18 protein-coding genes and 1 pseudogene are annotated in these 22,135 nt (G+C 53.1%); all 19 read right to left on the reverse strand.

Features of this window, described 5'->3' with window-relative positions:
• Window positions 1-22: 22 nt before the first annotated feature.
• The gene (locus J2Z70_RS00990; RefSeq protein WP_342592970.1) at window positions 23-2,077 is read right to left on the reverse strand and encodes an FtsX-like permease family protein; all 2,055 of its coding nucleotides are present in this window, start codon (window positions 2,075-2,077) and stop codon (window positions 23-25) included.
• Window positions 2,067-2,834, reverse strand: a complete 768-nt coding sequence (locus J2Z70_RS00995) for an ABC transporter ATP-binding protein (RefSeq protein ID WP_209868524.1) — start codon at window positions 2,832-2,834, stop codon at window positions 2,067-2,069. The genes J2Z70_RS00990 and J2Z70_RS00995 overlap by 11 nt, the downstream gene beginning before the upstream one ends.
• Window positions 2,835-2,928: 94 nt before the next feature.
• Window positions 2,929-3,939: a sensor histidine kinase gene (locus tag J2Z70_RS01000; RefSeq protein ID WP_209868525.1), complete on the reverse strand. Its 1,011-nt coding sequence runs from the start codon at window positions 3,937-3,939 to the stop codon at window positions 2,929-2,931.
• Window positions 3,936-4,604: a response regulator transcription factor gene (locus tag J2Z70_RS01005; RefSeq protein WP_245367894.1), complete on the reverse strand. Its 669-nt coding sequence runs from the start codon at window positions 4,602-4,604 to the stop codon at window positions 3,936-3,938. Before J2Z70_RS01005 ends, J2Z70_RS01000 begins: the two co-directional genes overlap by 4 nt.
• A gap of 161 nt (window positions 4,605-4,765) precedes the next feature.
• Window positions 4,766-6,130 carry an FAD-dependent oxidoreductase gene (locus J2Z70_RS01010; RefSeq protein WP_209868527.1) on the reverse strand — a complete coding sequence of 455 codons (1,365 nt, stop codon included), beginning with the start codon at window positions 6,128-6,130 and terminating at the stop codon, window positions 4,766-4,768.
• Window positions 6,131-6,419: 289 nt separating this feature from the next.
• Complete coding sequence (locus J2Z70_RS01015) at window positions 6,420-6,803, reverse strand: hypothetical protein (protein WP_209868529.1); 384 nt, start codon at window positions 6,801-6,803, stop codon at window positions 6,420-6,422.
• 127 nt (window positions 6,804-6,930) lie between these two features.
• Window positions 6,931-8,565 carry a formate--tetrahydrofolate ligase gene (locus J2Z70_RS01020; protein WP_209868531.1) on the reverse strand — a complete coding sequence of 545 codons (1,635 nt, stop codon included), beginning with the start codon at window positions 8,563-8,565 and terminating at the stop codon, window positions 6,931-6,933.
• A 243-nt stretch (window positions 8,566-8,808) separates the two neighbouring features.
• Window positions 8,809-9,285, reverse strand: coding sequence for a glutathione peroxidase (locus tag J2Z70_RS01025; protein ID WP_209868532.1), 477 nt, complete (start codon window positions 9,283-9,285; stop codon window positions 8,809-8,811).
• 118 nt (window positions 9,286-9,403) lie between these two features.
• Window positions 9,404-10,425, reverse strand: a pseudogene (locus tag J2Z70_RS01030) (LLM class flavin-dependent oxidoreductase).
• 36 nt (window positions 10,426-10,461) lie between these two features.
• Complete coding sequence (locus tag J2Z70_RS01035; RefSeq protein ID WP_209868534.1) at window positions 10,462-11,061, reverse strand: methyltransferase family protein; 600 nt, start codon at window positions 11,059-11,061, stop codon at window positions 10,462-10,464.
• A gap of 332 nt (window positions 11,062-11,393) precedes the next feature.
• Complete coding sequence (locus tag J2Z70_RS01040; protein WP_209868536.1) at window positions 11,394-11,732, reverse strand: DUF3243 domain-containing protein; 339 nt, start codon at window positions 11,730-11,732, stop codon at window positions 11,394-11,396.
• Between the two features lie 543 nt (window positions 11,733-12,275).
• Window positions 12,276-13,109: a M15 family metallopeptidase gene (locus J2Z70_RS01045; RefSeq protein WP_209868537.1), complete on the reverse strand. Its 834-nt coding sequence runs from the start codon at window positions 13,107-13,109 to the stop codon at window positions 12,276-12,278.
• Between the two features lie 246 nt (window positions 13,110-13,355).
• A complete protein-coding gene (locus J2Z70_RS01050) occupies window positions 13,356-15,275 on the reverse strand; it encodes a DEAD/DEAH box helicase (protein ID WP_209868539.1) in 1,920 nt (639 codons plus the stop codon).
• A 388-nt stretch (window positions 15,276-15,663) separates the two neighbouring features.
• The gene (locus J2Z70_RS01055; protein WP_209868541.1) at window positions 15,664-17,334 is read right to left on the reverse strand and encodes an ABC1 kinase family protein; all 1,671 of its coding nucleotides are present in this window, start codon (window positions 17,332-17,334) and stop codon (window positions 15,664-15,666) included.
• Window positions 17,335-17,682 (reverse strand): phasin family protein, encoded by a 348-nt coding sequence (locus J2Z70_RS01060; RefSeq protein WP_036728281.1) that lies wholly within the window; start codon window positions 17,680-17,682, stop codon window positions 17,335-17,337.
• Between the two features lie 115 nt (window positions 17,683-17,797).
• On the reverse strand, window positions 17,798-18,430 hold the full coding sequence (locus J2Z70_RS01065) for a ThuA domain-containing protein (RefSeq protein ID WP_036728279.1): 633 nt from the start codon (window positions 18,428-18,430) through the stop codon (window positions 17,798-17,800).
• A gap of 61 nt (window positions 18,431-18,491) precedes the next feature.
• A complete protein-coding gene (locus J2Z70_RS01070) occupies window positions 18,492-19,304 on the reverse strand; it encodes a uroporphyrinogen-III synthase (protein WP_209868543.1) in 813 nt (270 codons plus the stop codon).
• A gap of 91 nt (window positions 19,305-19,395) precedes the next feature.
• Window positions 19,396-21,450, reverse strand: a complete 2,055-nt coding sequence (locus tag J2Z70_RS01075) for a methyl-accepting chemotaxis protein (protein WP_209868545.1) — start codon at window positions 21,448-21,450, stop codon at window positions 19,396-19,398.
• A 233-nt stretch (window positions 21,451-21,683) separates the two neighbouring features.
• A complete protein-coding gene (locus J2Z70_RS01080) occupies window positions 21,684-22,085 on the reverse strand; it encodes a Fur family transcriptional regulator (RefSeq protein WP_036692190.1) in 402 nt (133 codons plus the stop codon).
• Window positions 22,086-22,135 lie beyond the last annotated feature (50 nt).

Raw genomic sequence — 22,135 nt, forward strand, 5'->3', positions numbered from 1 at the left:
AAAAGTATTGATTGACCTCATACTAATCCCTTAATAAATTCCTCTTAAAGCTTATATAAGTCGTAAAAAAGTAAGCAGCATAGATTACAACAACAAGGAAAAGCGCGACCGTAAGATTCATTACAAACACTCCGCTGCCTACAAAAGTCCTGATCTTGTTAACATTCCCCAGGCTGAAGAGATAGAGCAGAACTATAAAACCGAAAAAGCCTGTGAATAAAGGAATTCCGAAATACATACCGATCTGTTTAAATATAAGTCTGCTGATGCTTTCGGAATCGACGCCCAGCTTTTGCAGGATCATGTATCTTTTCTTGTGCTCCAGAGAATCCGAGAGCTGATGGAGAGCAAGTAGAGTCAGACAAATAATTAACAGAATGGTGCCCAGATACAGTCCGATGATGTTGATCAGAAGTGACGCTATCGTTGCATTATTCATCTGTTCTGTACCTGTCCTTACTACGATGAAGTCTTTAAATTCTGGATCATTCTCGTATTTCTCATAAAGTGCAGTATACTCGTCCCTGAACCACCGCTCTGCATAAGCACTAAGCCCCTCTGCAAATTCGTAACTCATCTCTCTGGACGTGTTGGCATAGAAATTGGTAGTGGCCGTTATTAATGTTTCGGATGCAGCATCTGGTATAACTATTAAATAATCCGTGTAAAAATTAAAGATGGATTCTCCAAGACTCTCCTTATAAAAGGGCTCATTGCTTAAATGATAGGAACTCCCGCCAATTGAAAGTGCAGGCATATGTTTCAGTTCCGCTCGGATTCCGCTTTCAGTAACCGTCTGATCCCACTGTGTCGTGAATTCATTTTCCTCTAATGCAATTTCTTTGTAGCCGGCCATTGTTCTCAATTGGTTCAGATCACTCAGGGAAATAGCCAATACAGGGAACTCTCCGCGCCGCCGTTTAAAAAAATCATCCTCATGCAGAAACTTGAGCTCAAACTCCACCGACTCTTTGATCCCAAAACCGCTTTCAGCAATATAATCCTTTACTTTCTGGTAATGAATAACGGGCAGGTCATTGATTTCAGCAATGGAATTATAGACATTATTCATTTGAATGTCGTAAACACTCCGGTAATCGAGATACCCTTTAGCCCACTGTGAGGCAACAGGACCGAACACAAAGCTAACAATAGCCCCAAGAAGAGTTAAGCTTATGGTTGCCAGCATAAAGGATGTAGTTGAAATTTTTGAGAGCAGGCTGCCGATCAGGAATAAATTCGTTTTTTTGTACTTCCAACGGATATTTTTTTGCTTAACCAGAACCAGCAGATAACCTAGCGAAAAGAATAATCCGTAGACTCCGGCAATCAAGAACAGAATAAATAAAAACAGGGTCTGGTTTTTAACGGATACGTCGACTGAAGCCAGCGGCAGAATGCCCAAATATCTCTTCATGGATGCCGCAGCTGCAGCAAAACAGACTATACTGATACCTGCAACCGTCAAGTAAAACAATTTACCTCTGGTAAACTGGATCTCCGTCTTTTTGTCACTATTCAGCATATCGATAAGCTTCAACTTTCTTAACTGCCGGACGTTCAACAGCCCGATTATAATAAAAATAAGCAAAAAAAATAATACCGTCTGCAGCATAGTATCCGGATATAACCGCAACTTGAGGGTAATATCGCTTTGAAGAGCAGCCAATATCAAAGAAGTCAGCACCTGTGAAAATAAAGTTCCGCACAAAATCCCGATAACCATAGAGACAGACAGCACAACCAGCGTTTCGATAAAAAATAAAAAGGCGACTCTGGTTTGCTCCATTCCTAGCAGCACATAGGTAGCAAATTCCCTCTTGCGCCTCTTAATCATATATTTGTTAACCTGGTATACGAGGAAAATCAGGACTGCCGAGACCAGGTACGTCCCATATCTTAAATAGGTGTACAGCTGTTCGAAATTGTATTCGGCCAGCGTGATAATCTGGTAGTGAGAGCTTGAGACCGAGAGAAATGCATAAAACAGGCTTATGCTAATCACAAGCGTCACGAAGTAGATTAGATAATCCATCATAGACCGTCTGGCATTGCGGACTGATAATTTAGTGTACATTGGTAATCTCGCCCCCAAGTAAGGCAATCGTATCCAATATCCGGCTAAAAAAAACTTTACGCGGTTGTTCTCCTCTGATCATTTCCGTGAAAAGCTTTCCGTCCTTGATGAACAATATCCGGCTGCAGTAGCTTGCCGCATATGGATCATGGGTAACCATTAATATTGTGGCATTCAGCTGCCGGTTTAAATCTGATAGGGTCTCCAGCAGAATCTGCGAGGATTTGGAATCAAGCGCCCCTGTGGGTTCATCTGCCAATATCAGCTTGGGTGAGGTCACTAACGCCCTTGCACATGCTGTACGCTGCTTCTGCCCTCCGGAAATCTCATAAGGATATTTATCTACAAGCTCACTGATTCCAAGCCGCTTGGCCATCTGCTGAACCCGTTCATCAATTTCTGTATCTTTATATTGGTTAATGGTCAGCGCAAGTGCGATATTTTCCCCAACAGTCAGGGTATCCAGTAAATTGAAATCCTGAAAGACGAAGCCCAGATTTTCACGTCTGAATTGTGCCATTTTTTTGGGATGAATCTCCGTTAAATCCTGATTATCCAGGTGAATATGGCCAGCACTCACCTCATCGATCGTTGCAATCATGTTCAGTAATGTCGTCTTCCCCGAGCCTGACGGTCCCATGACGCCGATAAACTCACCTTCATGTACTGTAAAACTGATGTCATTGAGGGCTTTGGTTACACTGGTCTTGCCCCCATAGTACTTCTCTATGTTCACGACCTCCAGAATCGGTTTCATTCCCTCTCACCTCGAGATTAAGTATAGACTTGAAGCATAAGCGATTGTATCAAATAAGCTTACGTGAAACTTACAGTTCTGTAAGATAACTTATTCATAGGATGTTAAAGCTTCCTTTCGGGAAAAACAGCGAGACCTGCGTATACAAGCCTTCCTCGGACTCTATTTCAAGGATCAGCCCGAGTTTCAGGCTCAGCTTGCGGCACAAATAAAGTCCAATCCCGGTCGAGCTCGCCAGCCGGCGCCCATTGCTTCCGGTGAACCCTTTTTCAAATACCCGCTGAAGCTCGTGGGCCGCAATACCAATCCCATTATCAGTGATCATCAGCTTTACGCCATTCTGAACATTTTCTGAGGTGATTGTAATCATCGCCTCAGAAGCTTTCTTATATTGGACCGCATTGATCAGCAGCTGAGTAATAATGAACGACAGCCATTTCTTATCGGTGTATACGTTTTTGTCCAAACCTTCCAGTTGAACCTTGATTTTATTCTTGATGAACATCTGCTTGTGCTTCGTTAAGCATTCATGTACACAGAAGACCAGGGAGCATTCTCTAATCAGATAATCTTGTTCCACATGCTCACTGCGGGCGTAGAATAAAGCCTGATCCACATATTGCTCAAGGTTCTCCAGCTCGGATAGGATGTACCTGGTCACCTCGGATTTGTTATTCTCGGCGCTCAGCTTGATTGCGGAGATGGGCGTTTTGATCTCATGCACCCACTGCTCAATGTATTCTTTATATTCTTTACGGTTATTTTTAATGAGTGTGAGTTCTTCAAGCATGGACTTTTGGGCTATTTTCATGAGGAGAAAGTAAGGCAGGGCAGTTGTATTCCGGGGGCGGCCGATAACTTCGGCAATCAGATACTTTTTATCCAGTTTGGCCGCAATCTCTAACAGGCAATGATAATTTCTCGATAATTGTCTATACCGGTAACTATAATAAACAAGCAGCAGAAATACCCATACCAAAACAAGGTATAGAATCTCTTTCGGGTCATCGCCGTTAGCCAGCAGAAAAAAAAACAGCATTCCCATTCCGGTAAGATTAAGGACTAAGGATAGCAGGTTATCGTATAAATACTCTTTTATAGTCATATCAGGTAACCCTGCCCGCGTTTGGTATGGATAAATTCTTCCACGCCAAGCTCTCCAAGCTTCCCCCGGATTCTGGTTATATTGACACTCAGCGTATTATCATCTACAAAAGCCTCACTATCCCATAAAAACTCAACGAGGTCACCCCGGCCAACGATCTTTCCTTTGTTCTGCATCAGATAATGCATAATCTTTAATTCATTCCGTGAGAGCTCTACACGCCTGGCGTTATATTCTACACAGCTTGCCAGAATATGCAGCTTCACCCCTTTATGTTCAAACACATCCTCAGCGGTTTCCGGATAAGCCCTTTTCAGTAGGGAAGCTACTCTCGCCATCAAAACCGCCGTATTATACGGTTTCGTCACAAAGTCATCCCCACCTAAAGTGATGCTCATTAACTCATCCAGATCGGTATTGCGGCTCGTCACAAAAATAATCGGTACAGCCGAATGGGTGCGGATCTGGCTGCATAACTGAAAACCATCGATGCCGGGCAAATTAATATCAAGCAAAATAAGATGCGGTCTAGTTTCCTCCACGATCTCGGCGGCATTCTGGAAGTCTGTAACTTCTTTGGCCTCATATCCGCTTTTACAAAGAAGATTGGCCAGCTCTTTACGGATCGATGAATTATCTTCGATTACCATAATGGAATATTTCAAGATTCATCCCACCACATTTCATAATATTTACTAAAAGTATTTTATTTGTTAACCTATCATTTTAATTTTAGACTCCTCCAAACCAATTTTCAAGACATACCATAGTCCACGCAAACAACGAAAAAAGAGCCCTAAGCGGGCTCCGGCAAAATATTCAGCTCTTATACGTGTACAGGTTCTTTAACGGCAGCCAGCTTCGGCAGAGCCTGAAGGCCTGCGGTGTTCAGGAAATTCCATGGCTTGTTGTAATGCGGCTGGAAGAAGAAGTCGATGAAGGCCAGCTGGTCCACGGTCATCTTATTCTGGATGCAGACCGATACGGTATTGATCGACTGCGTCAGATCCATCTTGGACATAATCTGCGCGCCCAGAATGCGGCGGGTGGCACGGTCAAAGACCACTTTTAACTGAACCTGCTCGAAGGTCGGCATGAACTCCGGACGGTAGTTGTCGATCAGCATCACACTCTCCGTATCCATTCCCTCGGCTGCAGCAGCCTCTTCCGTCAGTCCGGTTCCGGCAATATTGTCCTCATAGATCTTGATGCCCGACGTTCCTTGTGTTCCCATGTAAGGGATCGTATTCGAGACCAGATTACGGGCAACCAGCGTTCCCATACGCACTGCGTTGGTGGCCAGCGGGATATACGCGTGTTTACCAGTCGGATTGTAATGAATCGCGCAGCTGTCACCAGCAGCATACACATCCGGCAGGCTGGTCTGCATATAATCGTTAACCATAATCGCGCCGTTCGGCAGCATATCCACTTGGCCCTTCAGCAGCTCGGTATTCGGACGGAAGCCGATGCAGAGAATCACCAGATCCGTCTCATGCTCACCCTTGCTCGTAATCACCTTGGTCACTCTGCCGTTCTCACCAGCGAAAGAGGCGACCTTCTCGCCCAGCGCCAGCTTAATGCCGTGATCCTCAAGCGACTGCTGGATCGGTGCGGTGAACTCTTCATCAAGATATTTGCTCAGGATGCGGTCTTCCCCATCAATCAGCGTAACTTCCTTGCCATTCATCTGAAAAGCCTCTACCAGCTCGACCCCGATATAACCGGCGCCGACCACAGTAATTCTGTTCACCTTCTGTGCTTCTTCGATAATGGTGTTGGAATGATTGTAGTTCTTCGAGAGCAGGATGCCCTCCATCTCTATTCCTTCAAGCTTAGGCACAATCGGCCATGAGCCTGTTGTCATAATCAGTTTGTCATAAGTATCTTCCATTTCCTCGCCGGTCACGAGGTTGCGGGCTTTTAGGGTTTTACGGGCAGTATCCACGTTGATTACCTCATGACGCATCTTCGTCTGCACACCCAGGGCGGCAAGTTGTTCCGGGGAGGAATAGAATAGTCCCTGCGGGTCCTTGACCACACCGCCAACGTATAAGGCAATGCCGCAAGACAGGAATGAGATATTATCGTTGCGCTCGTACACCGTAATCTGGGCATCCGGGTATAACTGTGCGGTATTTACAATGGCGGCCGTTCCGGCGTGGGTACATCCAATGACTGCTACTTTCATAATTTCTTCCTCCTCCAAGTTGAAAAGCTTATTTATCAGGGCTTGTGATTGCGTCTGTAAAAAAGTGCTGTACTGACTGCATTTATACAACTTTACATTTGTGATTGTTTTCACTTTATACACTGATTATATTGTGATATTTATCACATTGCAAGAGTTATTGTGATTTTTCTCACATTGTTCACAATTTCAAATTTTAATAACTTTGGAGTTTCACCGCATCATCCACTCCATTTGTACCACCGCTGCACTCTTCAACCTTAGCTTAGTTTCCCCCGGAGGAGGGGCATTATGTCTGCCAGGAGCAGGAAACAGCAGGAGGAGCACAAGGGGCAGCCAGGCAGAACCGCAGCCCTGGTTTTTCGATTACATTTGCTCCGTATCCGCCGCTCCAGCCCATTGTAATCGGTTTTTCGATTACATTTGCTCCGTATCCGCTGCTCCATCCCAATGTAATCGGTTTTCCGATTACATTTGCTCCGTATCCGCCACGCCAGCCCATTGTAATCGGTTTTTCGATTACATTTGCTCCGTGTCCGCTGCTCCATCCCAATGTAATCGGTTTTCCGATTACATTTGCTCCGTGTCCGCCGCGCCAGCCCATTGTAATCGGTTTTTCGATTACATTGTGGTCACTGACCCTCGCGGCTGCACAATGTGTTCGGTTTTTCACCTACGTTGGTCCATTCTCCTACTGGGTATCATATTGTGTTCGGTTTTTCGCATACCAAATAGCCTCACCCTCCGCAGCATATCTGCGGTAAAGTGAGGCCAAACTACAACTATTAGCTGCTGCTGTCTTATTCCAGACCCGAAATCACGCCATCCTCATCCACCAGCAGGCCTTCTGCTGCGGGCTTGGCGGGGAGACCCGGCATCGTGACCATGTTGCCGGTGATCACAACAGCGAATCCCGCCCCGAGGGACAGGGTGATGTCCCGGACGCCCATGGTGAAGCCTTCCGGGGCTCCGAGCAGCCGGGGCTGATCCGAGAAGGAATACGGGGTTTTGGCCATGCAGACCTGAAGATGGTGCAGGCCCAGCCGGTCAATGACAGCGAGACTGCGCTTGGCTGCCGGAGAGAAGGCTACTCCCGCACCACGGTAGATCTCCGTGACGATGCGGTTGATTTTGGACGGAATATCCAGATGGTCTTCATACAGCGGCGCATAATTCACAGGCTCTTCCCGGTCCAGCAGCTTCATCAGCTCCTTCGCCAGCTCCTGTCCGCCCGCGCTTCCCTCAGCCCATACCTTGGATACGGCAGCAGGTACACCCAGCCGCCCGCAGGCTTCCAGCACCTCATTCACTTCAGTAGGGGCATCCCCTTCAAAATGATTCAGCGCCACCAACACAGGCACACCGAACTTGCGCAGATTCTCAATATGCCGCTCCATATTGGACAATCCGGAGAGCAGCGCCGGCCGATTGCCCTCATACAGCTCTTCCTTGCGGACGCCGCCGTTGTATTTTAGCGACTTCACCGTAACCACCAGAACAGCGGCCGAAGGTGCCAGCCCGGCCTGGCGGCATTTGATGTCCATGAATTTCTCCGCGCCCAGGTCCGCGCCGAAGCCTGCCTCGGTCACCACCACATCGCCCAGCTTCAGCGCGTAGCGGGTTCCGATCACACTGCTGCAGCCGTGGGCAATATTAGCGAACGGGCCGCCATGTACAATGACCGGTGTTCCTTCCAGCGTCTGCACCAGATTCGGCTTCACCGCCTCCTTCAGCAGCGCAGTCATCGCCTCTACGGCTCCTATGGCCTGTGCCGTTACCGGCTGACCCGCATGGTCATACCCGATCAGAATGCGGCTGAGCCGCTGCTTCAGATCCGCAAGGTCGCTGCACAGGCAGAGCACGGCCATAATCTCGGAGGCTGTTGTGATCTGGAAGCCGCTCTCCCGCACAGTTCCATTGCCGTCGCCAATGCCGGTCACGATATTCCGCAGGCTGCGGTCATTCATATCCATGACCCTTTTCCAGACGATTCGCTGCGGATCAAGCCCCAGGATGTTGCCCTGAAACATATGATTGTCGATCATCGCCGAGAGCAGGTTATGTGCTGACGTCACCGCATGGATATCCCCCGTAAAATGCAAGTTAATCTCATCTGCCGGAACGATCTGCGCCTTGCCGCCCCCGGTCGCTCCGCCCTTCATCCCCAGACAGGGACCAAGCGAGGGTTCACGCAGCGCTGCTACCGTCCGTACACCCGCTGCATTCATCGCCTGGGCGAGCCCGATCGTCGTCAGCGTCTTGCCTTCACCTGCCGGTGTAGGATTCATTGCGGTAACCAGAACCAGCTTGCCATCCGGTTTGTGCTTCAGCTCTGCCCAGAGCGAGGGCGCCAGCTTGCTTTTATATTTGCCGTAAAGTTCCAGATGCTCCTCCTTGATCCCCGCTGCCGATGCTACCTCTGTAATTAACCTCATGCCGTTATGTAACCCTCCTGCCGTTATTATCCTGCATTCTTGCTTCCTGTATGCGATTCATGTAGTCAGGCGAAGCATTTCTCTTCAAAGAATACAGGGTCTCTGAAAAGATTCAAGGATAATTTTCATAAAGGGTGAAACTTAATTGTATAGAAAACTCCCGGACCGGGCGCATCTGCACCACTATCCGGGAGAACACGTATTGCCTGGCTCCAGCCTTCAGAGCGGATGATTTCAGCCTCATTACAGCAGGGATTCGATAAGTCCCTTCATGCTCTCCGGTGATTCCTTCGGCTCGACACGGGCCACCACATTGCCGCTGCGGTCAACCAGGAACTTCGTGAAGTTCCACTGGATATCACTGCTCTCGCCGTCACCCGGCTGCTGACCCTTCAAATATTGAAACAGCAGGCTCGCCTCCGGACCATTCACATCGACCTTGGCGAACACCGGGAACGTAACCCCATAGTTAATCTGGCAAAAGGACTCCGCTTCCTCGCTTGTGCCCGGCTCCTGACCGGCGAACTGGTTACACGGAAAGCCCAGCACCACCAGCCCCTGGTCCCCGTACTGCTCGTACAGCTTCTGCAAATCCCCGTATTGCGGGGTCAGTCCGCACTTGCTGGCGGTATTGGCGATCAGCAGCACCTTGCCCTCATAGTCCTTAAACGGCACTTCTGTACCCGAAGGCTTCACTCCGGCAAAACTATAAATTGACATCTCTGCTTCGCTTCCTTTCGGCTGTATGGCCCAGTTTTGAAGTGCGCTTTAAGCTTTAGATAAGTAACCTCTTCATTTTACCCTATTCGCAGCCAAAACCAAATTCCGGCGGCAAAGGCTACGCCCTGCGCTGCAGCCCGCAGGCTTCGGCGATGAGCCGGATGGACTGCAGCTTGTCCCTGAACTCATGGATATGCGAAGAAATCATCAGCTCCCCGCAGCGGTATTCCTCCGCCAGCAGCTGAAGCTGCTCCCTGACTTCAGCAGGCGAGCCTATGACCATCCGCTTCCGGTTATCCTTAATGGTAAAACGGTCGTAAGGGGTATATGTATAGTTCAGTGCAGTCTCTACGGACGGGGTCGGGGAAGAGAGGTGTTCCCTCTCCAGGCTACCAGTGAGAGATCCATACTGGCAGCCAGCCGGTCTGCTTCGGCCGATGTCTCTGCACAGACGGCGAACACCGCAAGCAGCGGCTTCGGCGATGCAGCGGCCACGGATGGCGCGAAGCTGTCCTGGTACTCATGCACCACTTCCGCTCCCCCATTCCCGGCAATAAACCGGGCGAAGGCATAACCGGTTCCCAGCCGGGCCGAGAGCGCCGCACTCTCCCGGCTGGAGCCCAGCAGCCAGATTTCCGGTGCTGAGTCTACTGCAGGCGTTGCCCGCAATCCGGCATAGCGCTGCGGGGATGCTCCGCCCTCAAATTCATAGAGATAAGCAATCAGCTCCTGAATCTGCTGCTCGTACCGGTCAACGTCGTCAATAGTCACACGGGTATCCTGTAGTGCTTTGGCGGCCAGGGCACCGCCGCCTGCCGCTCTCCCTATCCCGAGATCGATCCGCCCGGGATAGAGCGCCTCCAGGACGCGGAAATTCTCCGCGACCTTGAACGCACTGTAATGCGGGAGCAGCACCGCTCCCGAGCCGATGCGGATCGCTGAGGTCACCGCAGCGAGATGCGCCATTAGCACTTCAGGGCTGGAGCCGGCAAGGCCTGGCGCAGCATGATGCTCCGCAACCCAGAAGCGGTGATAGCCGAGCCTTTCCGCTTCACGGGCCAGCAGGGCCGTCTGCCGGAGCGCCTCTGCCGGAGTGCTTCCCTCCGATACCGGAGATTGATCGAGAATGCTTAATTTCATATGAGAGCAACTCCAATGGGTTGGATTTTAGAGTCTTCAGAGATATCTTGGCGTCCTGCTGCTGTAGGATCTGTATTCTTCGCCAAAGACAAGACGCAGATGCTTCTCCTCCTGCAGAATCAGCAGATGAATAGCAGCAACATTCAACACTAGAATAACCAGCGTCAGCCAGCTCGGATACATAAGATAAAGACCTGCGAACATCAGATCGAAGCCGACAAAAGCAGCGTTCCGGCTAATCTTATATACCCCGCGGGTCACCAGCCTGGTTGTTGTGGACTTATCAATTCCTACTCTCCAGGAAGTGCTCATCGCTGCCATGGCAAGAATGAATACCGCACACCCTATACTAACTATACCCACACCGATATAATTCACAACCGGAAGATTATAATGCCGCCCAAGCAAGTTCACAAGATACGGCTCAGCTATGGACATCAGGAACCATGTAGCGCCCCACAGAAGCGTAGCGATTTTGACAAACCATTCGGTTGATTTAATGGTCGTAATCTTCTTACCTTTGCCCAGTACATTGGCCTGGATGTTGTTCTTTCTGTTGAGAATTACAAGCTTTAACACATAAGAGGCAAGGAACGTAAAGAATAAAATCAGGGATAGGAAATTGAGGGTGGTCATTGGACATAGCTCCTTTGTTGGATGGATGGTTTGGATGGTTAATAGTTGGATGGTTGATTATCATACATATGAACAAATGCTCATATAATAAAATAATTATATCTCCCATACGCTGCTGGGTCAATTGTTTCCTGCACAGCAAAAAGGCAGCACCGCAAGTATCACGGAACCGCCTGATTTACTTTACTTTTATAGGATGGGATGGAGCAACGTTGTTACTGTTTCAGGGAGCCATGCTGCTTGTTCATGCTTTTTGCAGGAGAGTATAGGCACTCTATGCCATCAGCGTTGATTACTACAAAAACGTTTGCTACTTTCCGGTACCGCTACTTTTAGTGCTGCACCATCTTTACCAGCATATGCGCCAGCCGGTGGCGCTCCTCCTTGTTCCCGGCCTTCCACAATTCCAGCAACAGCTTCTCTTCGCTATTGCGGGGCTCCTCATACGCTGCCAGATAATCGGCGATTTTCTCGGCGGCCTGCGCCAGCTGTTCGTCGCTGAGACCGATTTTTTGCGCCAGTTGAATGCGCTTTCCTAAATACGCCTTGAACTGCCCGAAATTGTCCAGAATCATCTCCTTCTGCCCCGGATCGATCCGGTCCAGCGCCTCCGTTACCCGGTTCATGGTCACACTGCCGTCCTTACTCACCACATGATTATGTTCAGACATCCAGAACGCCTCCCATTTCATAGTGTGCGGTTTCCCACTACTTAACCAGCGTTTCCGGGGGTGAACCATGCTACTGAACGAGCCATTATCCGCCTCAGAAGCAAGCACGTGGATTAACGTATCTTATTTTCCCGGTTTCAGACGATTGGCCGGAAGAAAGTGGATGAACAGCATCTAATTTGGAGCGTTTGGCTACTTTTGCTGGATAGTGATTAATTAAGTGCTCTTTTTCCAATTGCTACCAGAGGAGGGCTCAATCGCGCCACAGCAGGTGGATGAAATCCACTTATTCTCCTGACACACGTATGATCAGAGCATCTATTACCCGACATTAGCGTGCCTTGTAGCATCAAAAGCATACATTACTCACCCTAGCCTGCTTCTTTGTAGCTTCAGAGATGCAACCTCTTACTATAGCGCCCCGTTAATGTCCGTACACGCTTCATTGTGGCGATACAGCCAACTGGCGAACAAACCACCTCCCTCCCGCCCAGACACACAAACGGCCCCGCAAATCGCGGGACCGCCTGATCATAGTGTAGGTTAATTCGACACCGGGACGGCGTCGTAATATTCTTCGAGTGTGATCCCTCTTTCGGCTATGGAAGCTGCAATCTCCTTGCCTACATACCGGACATGCCAAGGCTCATACTTGTACCCGGTAATCGCCTCCTTGCCTTCAAGGAACCGGATAATATAGCCGTATTCAGCGGCATGGGCGGCAAGCCACTCCGCTTCCTTCGTTCCTGCAAAGCAGCTCTCCGCCGCACACTTGCCGTCTCTGCCGGACAGGTCAATGGCCAGCCCCGTCTGATGCTCGCTGTGTCCCGGCATGGCGCTGTAAGTCCGGGCCTTCTCTTCGCCGTCTCTGGCGACATAGTTATCGAACAGCCGTCTCTGGGTCGATTCCGAACGGTAGCCGGATACACCGGCCAGATAGACCCCGTCCGCCTTCGCCCCCGCGAACATCTCCTCCAGCGCCGCAGCCGCTTCACGCCGCAGCATCCGCTTCTCAATCTTCTCCGAGAAGATGAAAGGTACGTCCGGGTAGACCAGATCGGCAGGCTTATACTGATCAGGCAGGCTGTACTGCTTATTAACCATAACCGTGATGCTCTCCGGCTCGGCTACCACCATCTGCGCAGCATTGTTCCCGGATGTGCCATTGCCTGAACCGCCAGGAGCTGGCTGATCCGTAGGCTCCGGCACTGCCGAAGCTTCAGGCGCTGCCTCCGGCCCCTCGGCTCCCAGATCTGTGCCTGTGCTTATATTGGTTTCGTTCTCCTGGGAAGCGGACGGTGCCGTGTACTTCCCGATTCCCCAGCCGACCGCAATGACGGCGATAAGTAGAATGACAATTTTAGCGGTTTTGGACATGCTGTGTAATCCTCCTAAACGTTGTGTACCCCCGCACTCCTGAATTCGGCAGAACCCCGCCTGATCCAAAGTGCAGGTTACATTCTTTATCTCTCTATTTATACTTGTACCCGAATGTTACGGCAGTATCTATTAGACAGGCCTGATAGCCAAAAGGTTTCAGTAAATAAATATTACCATAGAGTCATTGGCTGTTACGCCAACGGCCCTATGGTAACAAGGATTAGCTATGCATGTAAAGCGCCTTTATCTGGAGGAGCCGCGTCCGCCGCGTGCACCGCCGCCGGAGCCTCCGCTGCGCCCGCCGCGCGATGAACTCCCGCCGCTGCTGCGTCCGCCCGAGCTGAAGCCGCCCTTACCGCCCTTGGAGCCGCCGCGTGAGCCGCCTTTGGGAGCGGAGGCGTTATAGCCGCCCGCATCGTTGCTGCGCGCTACATGCGCCCGGAATTTCGGGCTCGACTTCGCGCCGCCGGGATTATACCCGGCACCCGAGCCGGCACCCTTCGAAGCGCCGTAGCTGAAGCCGCCGGCATCTGCACCCCGGGATACGTTGGTGCTGTAGCCGCTGCTCGGCCCGCCCTGGGAGGCGTTGCCTCTGGCGGAACCGCCCCGCGCAGCGCCACCCTTGCCGCCGCGCCCGGCTGCAGCACCCGCACCTGCACCCGCAGCATAGCCGCTGGCTGGTGCGCTGTCGCCGCCGCTGGCGAAGGCGCCGTAGCCGCCGCCAGGTCTCGGCTTCTTCGCCGCGCCTTGCCCGGCGGAGTCGCCCTTCGGCGCCGCAGCTGCGCTGTACGCGCTGCGCTTGCCGCCTCCGGCCGCGTCCTTCCGGCTGCGGCCGCCGCCTTCCGCAGGCGCGCCCCAGCCGCCTGCGTCTTTGCCGCCGCGTCCGCGCCCGCCCGGACGCCCTGCGGCTTCGCCGCGCGGCGCACCGCCGCTGCGGCCCTGCCCGCGGCCGCCACGGCCGGCGCGCGCCGCTTCAGGCGCCGCGCTCTGCCGCCCGCGCGGCGAGCCGCCGCCTTGCACCGAGGTGAATTCGCCTACGCCGAATTCATCCTTCTCGTACCGGCGGCGGTCCAGCCGCTGGGAGATGCCGTGCTCGATCAGTTCGAGCCCGGCGCGCTCACGCGGCGAAGCGAACGTGATCGCGAGGCCCTTGCCTCCGGCGCGGCCGGTGCGGCCGATCCGGTGAATATAGCTGTCCGCATCCAGCGGAAGATCATAGTTGAAGATATGGGTGACCCCTTCAACATCCAGACCCCGTGCCGCCACATCCGTAGCCACCAGTAACTGGAGCTTGGCGTCACGGAACCGCTTCATGACGGCTTCGCGCTTGCCCTGCGACAGATCGCCGTGCAGCTCGTCACAGTCATACCCGGCCGCCTGCAGCGCCTCGTTCAGCTTGATGGCCCGGCGCTTCGTCCGGCAGAAGATGATCGCCAGGTAAGGACGGTCGCGCTCGATCAGGGAGATCAGCGCCTCCTCCTTGTTGCGGTCCGAGCATTCCACCACCTGCTGGCGGATATTATCCAGAGGGATCGGCGAACCGCTCTTGATAATGACATCCAGCGGCTCCTTCATATAGTTCGCTGCCAGCCGTTTGATCGGGTCCGGCATCGTCGCGGAGAACAGCATCGTCTGGCGGCGGTAAGGCACAGCCGTAATGATCGTCTCCACATCCTCCAGGAAGCCCATATGCAGCATCTGGTCCGCTTCATCCAGCACCAGCATCTTCACGCCGCTAAGGTCCAGGGTCTCCCGGCGGAGGTGATCCAGCAGCCGTCCCGGTGTACCGATGATCAGATGTCTGCCGCCTTCCAGCTTGCGCAGCTGCTTCTCCACATCCTGACCGCCGTAGACCGCCAGAATCTTCACACCCGTATGACGGGCCAGCTTGCGTGCCTCTTCGGTAATCTGCAGCGCCAGCTCACGCGTCGGTGCCAGAATCAGCGCCTGCGGATAAGCGGCCTCCACCCGGATCTTGTCCATAATCGGGAGCAGAAAAGCCAGCGTCTTCCCCGTTCCCGTCTTCGCACGTGCGATCACATCCAGACCCTGCACCAGCGGCGGAATCGCCTCTTCCTGCACCGGCGTCGGCTTCACGATGCCCTGCCCCTTGAGCAGATCAATCAGCACTTCAGATACTCCTAAATCTTTAAAACCCGGCAATTGCTCCACCTCACTAATTTTCTAAATTTTCAGTTCATCATGGCAGTCCATAACTTATATTCATCCATGTAACGGAGTAATGTACGCAAGGTAAGCAGAGGGGATCTCACCCTCAGGCCCTGTATAAGGACGGTACCGTTTCACATTCTTATCGTATTAAATAAAAGCGGAAGCACCCCGTCACCGGAGCCCTTCCGTCCCATGGGCCCGCAAGGCAGCGGTCGAACGTTCGGTTATACGGCGCAGCAGCGATCCACCGGACGTTCAGACGGCACTCCATTTGCGTTCCATTACACTTTAATTGTGGCAAGTTATCTTAATATTGTACTTGATTTTGCAACCTTTGTATGCATTCGGCGAAGAATAATTATTTATCCGTCTCTTCCGGCTAGAATCTGCCCGATTTGAAGATAGAGAACAGCAGCCACAGAATCATCAGCAGCGCGATGACCGAGCCGATCTCCACAATCGGGAAGTCCCAGAGCAGCGACGGCTCGCCGCGCAGGGAGGAGGCAACAATCAGTCCGGCCATGATGATGCTGAAGGCCAGCAGCACGATACTGAAGGAGAGGCGGTTGCCGATCCGGCTGAACTTATGCTCCAGGTCCTGCAGCTCGGGGACCCCGATCTCCACCTTCAGCTTCCCCTTGCTGATCAGCGAGGAGAGCTGCCGGGCCTGAGCGGGAAGCTCAACCAGACTCTCGGCAAGATCAGCTACTCCGCCCAGCAGCTTGCGCTGCAGGCGGCTTCCGCTGAAGCGCTGCTTGATCAGCCGCCTGCCGAACGGCTCGGCCATCTGCATAATGCTGAAGGCCGGGTCCAGGCTGGCGACCATGCCCTCCAGGGTCAGCATCGTCTTGCCCAGCAGCGCCAGATCCGGCGGAATGACCAGCCGGTGCTTGCGGGCAATGCTGAACAAATCATTCAGCGCCTTGCCGATACTGACCTGCTTGAACGGGATATCATAATACTGCTCGCGCAGCCGGTCCATATCCTCGTGCAGTGCCATCCGGTCGGCCTCCTCCGGGATTACTCCCAGGCGCAGAATGGCCCGTACCATTGAGTCCGTATTCTTGCGCATGAGTGCAATCACCAGCGCGGACAGGCCATCCTTCATCTCCTCGCTAAGCCGCCCGACCATTCCGAAGTCGATCAGGGCCAGCTTTCCGTCCTCCAGCACCATGACATTCCCGGGATGCGGGTCGGCATGAAAGAAGCCATGAATAAAAATCTGGTTCAGCATCATCTCCACGAGCTGCTGGGCAATCGTCTTAAGCTTCATGCCCGAGCCCAGGAGCTCGTCCTTGCGGTTCAGCGTAATCCCTTCCATGTACTCCATAGTCAGAACCCTTGTGGAGCTGAAATCCCAGTAGATGGCCGGAATATAGATGTTATCTTGAGCAGACAGCTGCCCGGCTATACGCTCGGCATTGCGCCCTTCCTGGGCATAATCCAGCTCCGCCAGCAGCGCCCGGGAGAATTCCTCGACCATCCGGGCTAATCCGTATTGCCTGGCCCAGTCCATCTTGCGCTCGGCGAGCAGGCTTAGATCCGATAGAATCTCAAGATCCCTGCCCATCGTCCGCATGACGCCTGGACGTTGTATTTTGACCGCAACACTCTGTCCGCCATGCAGCACAGCGCGATGCACCTGGCCGATGGAGGCGGCAGCGAGCGGATTGTTCTCGAAGTATTCGAAGACCGCATCAATAGGCTGGTCCAGCTCCTGCTCCAGAATATTGCGGGCCGTCTCGGCTGAGAACGGCGGCACATTGTCCTGCAGCTTGACCAGCTCCTGAATAATCGCATCAGGCAGCAGATCGGAGCGCGTACTGGCAAGCTGGCCCAATTTGACGAAGGTCGGCCCCAGCTCCTCCAGCACCCTGCGGACCCGTTCAGCGAGGGTCACACTTTCATGAACCTCCTGTGTGATGATCCGGCGGGGAAGCGACAGAAGATGGTAGAGGCCCAGTTCCTCCACCATATAGCCGAAGCCATGACGCATAAGCGCCATGGCGATTGCCCGGTAACGTCCGGCATGCCTTATGCGGACAGCCATTTATTCCGTACGCTGTTCCGGCACGGTGGTCTCCTGGGGTGACTTGCCCTCAAGCTCGGCAACACGGCCCTCAAGCTGGGCAATGCGCGACTCCAGCCTGGTGATATCCTCCTGCACAGGTACCTTAAGCTCCTTCAGCACCCGCTGAACCTGCTCCTGCACGGCAGACTTGAACACACCCCGTTCTTCATCTCCGCGCTCTACCAGCCGTTCCACCAGCGCCTTGGATTCCGATGGGGCCAGCTCGCCCCGCTTTACCAGCTCGTCAACGACCTTCTCAACCTTCTCCTTGCTGACAATGGTGAGGCCTACGCCTAATGAGATAGCTTTCTTCAACAGATCACTCATGGTACTTCCCTCCCAAAGATTGCAGTTATGGATAAAGTATACCCCTTCGCCCGCCATTTCACAAAATAACCCCACAAAGTGGGGCTAAGCTTCGATATTGCCGATTATTTGCTGATTATCTGGGGATACGCGCCGCCCAGGTGGCTGCCCGCAGAATCAGCTGACGGACCGCCGGATGCCGGAACGACGGCTCATGATGGCCGGGCATCAGATAGACCACCCGTCCCAGGCCATAGCTGTGGCACCAGGCCGCAGGCAGCATCTCCCCGTCCGCTTCGTATTCGAGCAGAATCTGCTTCTCGGTGAACGGATCGAACTCGAACCGGTACGGCTCTTCATCGAGCTGGAAGTCTTCGATGCCTTCGGTAATATCATGCTCCTGCACCTTGAACTGAAGCGGAGTATAAGCCGGATGGCCGGTGAATCTGGCACCGATCAGCTGGGCCAGCTCATAACGCTTCGCCAGGGATACCCCGGTGTGCAGGACAATCAGACCGCCTCCTCCGCTGACATAGCTCAGCAGACCTGCCGTTTGCTGCGGAGATACGGTTTCATTCCACAATTCATTATATGCGATGCACAGATCATATCCGGACAAATGCTCGCTTAGCATCAGCTTCTTGTTCTCCGAGCATTGTACCGTCAGAAGCTCATTCAGAATTTCACTGACCTGCTTGTCCACACCTTGCAACGGGTGAAACCGGGGGTGTGTGTAATCGCCTAACAACAGGCATTTTCTCTTGTCCATAGGTCTCCTCCTCCATATCTCTCTGTAATTGTAGTAGTAAATGTAATTGAACAGCCTGCTGCTACCGGTTAGCTGCAATATAGCGGCCCAGGGTAACGAACATGCTGCCCATCCGCTCGTGCTCCGGCATGACAATCCGCTTCACGCCTTCTTCCTTCAGGGCCTCCGAGGTCATACGGCCGACAGATACCGCCAGCACCTTCTCTTCAAAAGCCTGCACCAACGCCGCAAGCTGCCCCTGCTCCCGCGCATGCTGTGCCAGGAAGCGGAATTGCGGCGCACTGGTGAACGCCACTGCATCCACCTGTCCTTCGGTGATCTCTGTGAGCAGCAGCTCCAGCGCTCCAGGCTCCGGCTGAGTATACCGGTAAGGCTGCACACAGCTTACGGCTGCGCCCGCCTGCTCCAGCCAACCGGTCAGCTGCGGGGCAGTCTCCCCATGCAGCTGAAGCATGACCCGCTTGCCCTGCAGATCATAATCCTGCAGGCCGCGAATCAGTCCGGCAGAGCTGCCGTCATCGTCACGCACGACCGGCTCAAGTCCCCGTTTCTTCAGGGCATTCACTGTCTTATAACCACGGGCAGCAACAGGTGAGCCAGAGAGAACCTCCAGGAAGCGGTCCGCAAGCGCCAGCTTCGCAGCCGTCTTGAACAATGCGTCCAGCCCCATACCGGTAGTCAGAATAGCCAGATCCGGCGGCTGCTCTGTCCAGGCAATCAGCCCCTCACGCAGGGCTGCATCATCCAGAAAGGTTGTCCCTTGAGCGGGACGGTGCAGCGCGGTGCCTCCCATATTCTCTACCAGCTTGGCCATGTCTTCCGCTTTACGCGGACCGGCCAGGGCTACGGTAATGCCCTTTAATTGCTCTGCCATGAACGCTTCTCCCCTTCATCACCCCGTATTGTTGCTTACCAGTATACTTGCAAAGTGAGGTAAAAGAAAAGACCAGACTGCATATTCGGCCTCATGAATTCTGCTGATCCCCAGCGAGGTTCTCCCCCGGCTTGACCGCTTCCGGCGCAGCAGGAGCCTGGTTTCCCGGGTACAGCTTGAAGCGTCCGACCAGCTGCTGCAATTCATCGGCTTGCCGGCTCAGGTCGGCTGAGGAAGAGGCGATCTCTTCCACCGAGGCAAGCTGCTGCTGGGCGGCTGCCGAGATCGTCTCGGTACTGCCTGCCGCAGCCTCGGTAATGCCGCGGATCTCGTTAATAGCCTGATCCAGACTATCTGCTTCTGCAGTCAGGGTCTGAACGCCTTCGTTCATTCCGCCTATAGTCTCCGCTGCCCCCTTAATCGCCCTGCGGATACGCGAGAACGAACGTCCCGTTGTATCCACAGCCATGATGCCGTCCATCACCTTGGTCTTCGCATCCTCCATGCTTGCCGTAGCCCGGAGCATCTCTGAATGGATAGAGGCAACCTGCTCGGAGATCAGGCTTGCTGACTTTCCGGATTCTTCCGCAAGCTTGCGGACCTCCGAGGCTACCACAGCGAACCCGCGGCCCTGTTCACCGGCTCTGGCCGCTTCTATGGACGCATTCAGCGCCAGCAGGTTCGTCTGCCGCGAGATTCCCGAGATCACTCCGGTAATCCCCTGGATCTGCCCGACCCGCTCACTCAGCTGATCGATGACCTTGCCCATCTCCTCCACGGTCTCATGAATGCCGTTGATTTTGTCGACTACGCTGATGACCGAATCATTGCCCTCCGAAGCCGACAGCGAGGTCTTGTCCATCATTACCGACACCTGCTGCATGAACTCAGAGATATGGGCTACCTCGGTGGTGGTGGCTGCCGTGCTTGCCATTCCTTTATGTACACTGCCCACCTGCTGCTGCGTGCCCGCTGCCACCTCCTGGATGGCCACTGTCACATGCTCTATAGCCTTGGTCGTCTGCTCTGCCCCCGCGCTCAGCTGCTCTGCAGAGAAAGAGACATTATCCGTCATCGTCTGCACCCCGATAATCATCTGCCGCAGATTCTCCACCATCAGGCGGAAATTCCCGGCCAGCAGGCCGATCTCATCCCCCCGGAATTCCCCGATATCCTCCGACAGGTCGCCGCCGGCAATCCGCTCGGTTGCCTTGCGCAGGCGGATCAGCGGCTTCAGAATCGACGCAATGTTGAAATAGATCAGCACCAGCGCCAGCAGCACGGATACAGAGATGACCAGCCAGACCGTCTCACGGATGCCGCTGGTTGCCTGCGTAATCTCATTCAAGCTGATGGTGCCTCCGATTCTCCAGCCCGTCAGCTCATTCACCATGAAGGTCATCTTCTTGGGTGCATCCTTATATACATAATCGAAGCTTCCGCTCTCACTCCCGAACATCTGCTTCACGAACTCAAGCGAGGATTCCGCACCAATCGCTTCTGTGGGATGAACCAGGAATTTCTTGCTGCTGTCGATAATCAGAATATAGCCCTCCTGACCGACCTTGATATCCGTCATACCGGCAAGGGAGGACAGATTCAGATCAAGACTGACTACGCCGTCCCCGCCTGCGAGCACCGCCGATACCGCAATGGCGCTCTCCCCGTTCACCGTCTGAAATACCGGTGAGATCACAGTGCCGCTGCCCTTCTTAAGCGCATTGATATATGTATTCTCCTTGCGCGGATCATAGCCTTCCGGCAGCTCCAGCTCTGCCGCTCGGATGCTCTTGCCTTTGCTGGTTCCGGCATAAATATCAAGCACATCGGGATGCAGCGCGGCATACTCCCGCAATCTGTTCTCCAGTGCAGGCGCCGCCAGTCCGGCCGCCTCGTTATTAATGGAATCTGCCGGAAGCTGTCCGGCGAAATAGAGAATATCATCTATTTTCGACTGAATATTGGAACTTATGATCTGGTTCACTGCAACTACACTTTCCTGGGCATTATTGGTAAGCTGCTCCCCTATGTTGCTGCTGGCCGATTGATAGGTTAACCAGCCTATAATGATGCTCGGTACCAGCAGGACAAGCAGATAGGTAGTAATCAGCTTCGTACGGATGTTCAGACGCACCTTTTTATTCATATAATGGACTCACTCTCTCTTTCATTCTTCCTGGGTCTTAAGAAGGATCATAGCGGCAGCTTTATATAATTAAATATCAGCCCCCGAAACCCTCTTTTTTCCGGCAATTAATGATAATTTCCCTATATTTATTGATAATTTTTATAGGAGCACAGCAAAAAGACCGTTTCCATGAAAACGGTCTTTTGTTATATTCCGTTACTAAGCGAGCCAGCACGCCTCATACAAACGTCCTAGTTCTGGCGTGAATTTCTGCTCTGGCAGGCCGGGCATATGCCTCCGAATACCACATGCGTATGAGTGATCGAATAGCCTGTATCTGCTGCCACCGAGTCGCTCCACTCCTGCGGGACCTGGCTCATCACTTCATCCACGGCACCGCAGATTTCACAGACAATATGCTGGTGGTCGTCCAGGCGCGCATCATACCGGCTGGCCGCCTCGCCCAGCTTCAGCTCGCGGATCATCTGCTTATCTGTAAGGTAGCGCAGGGAATTGTAGACCGTTCCATAAGCGAGGTTATGCCCCTGCTCAACCAGCCGGTTCATGACCTCCGCAGCGGTAGGGTGATCATGGGAATTGCGGACGATATCATACACGGCTTGACGCTGAGAGGTCAGGTTCAGGGTTCTCATCTTTATCATCCTCTAATTTGTTTTTAGATCAAGTATAAGTCCTGATGCCG

The sequence above is a fragment of the Paenibacillus silagei genome (assembly GCF_017874735.1).
In the GTDB taxonomy this organism is placed as follows: Bacteria; Bacillota; Bacilli; order Paenibacillales; family Paenibacillaceae; genus Paenibacillus_AQ; species Paenibacillus_AQ silagei.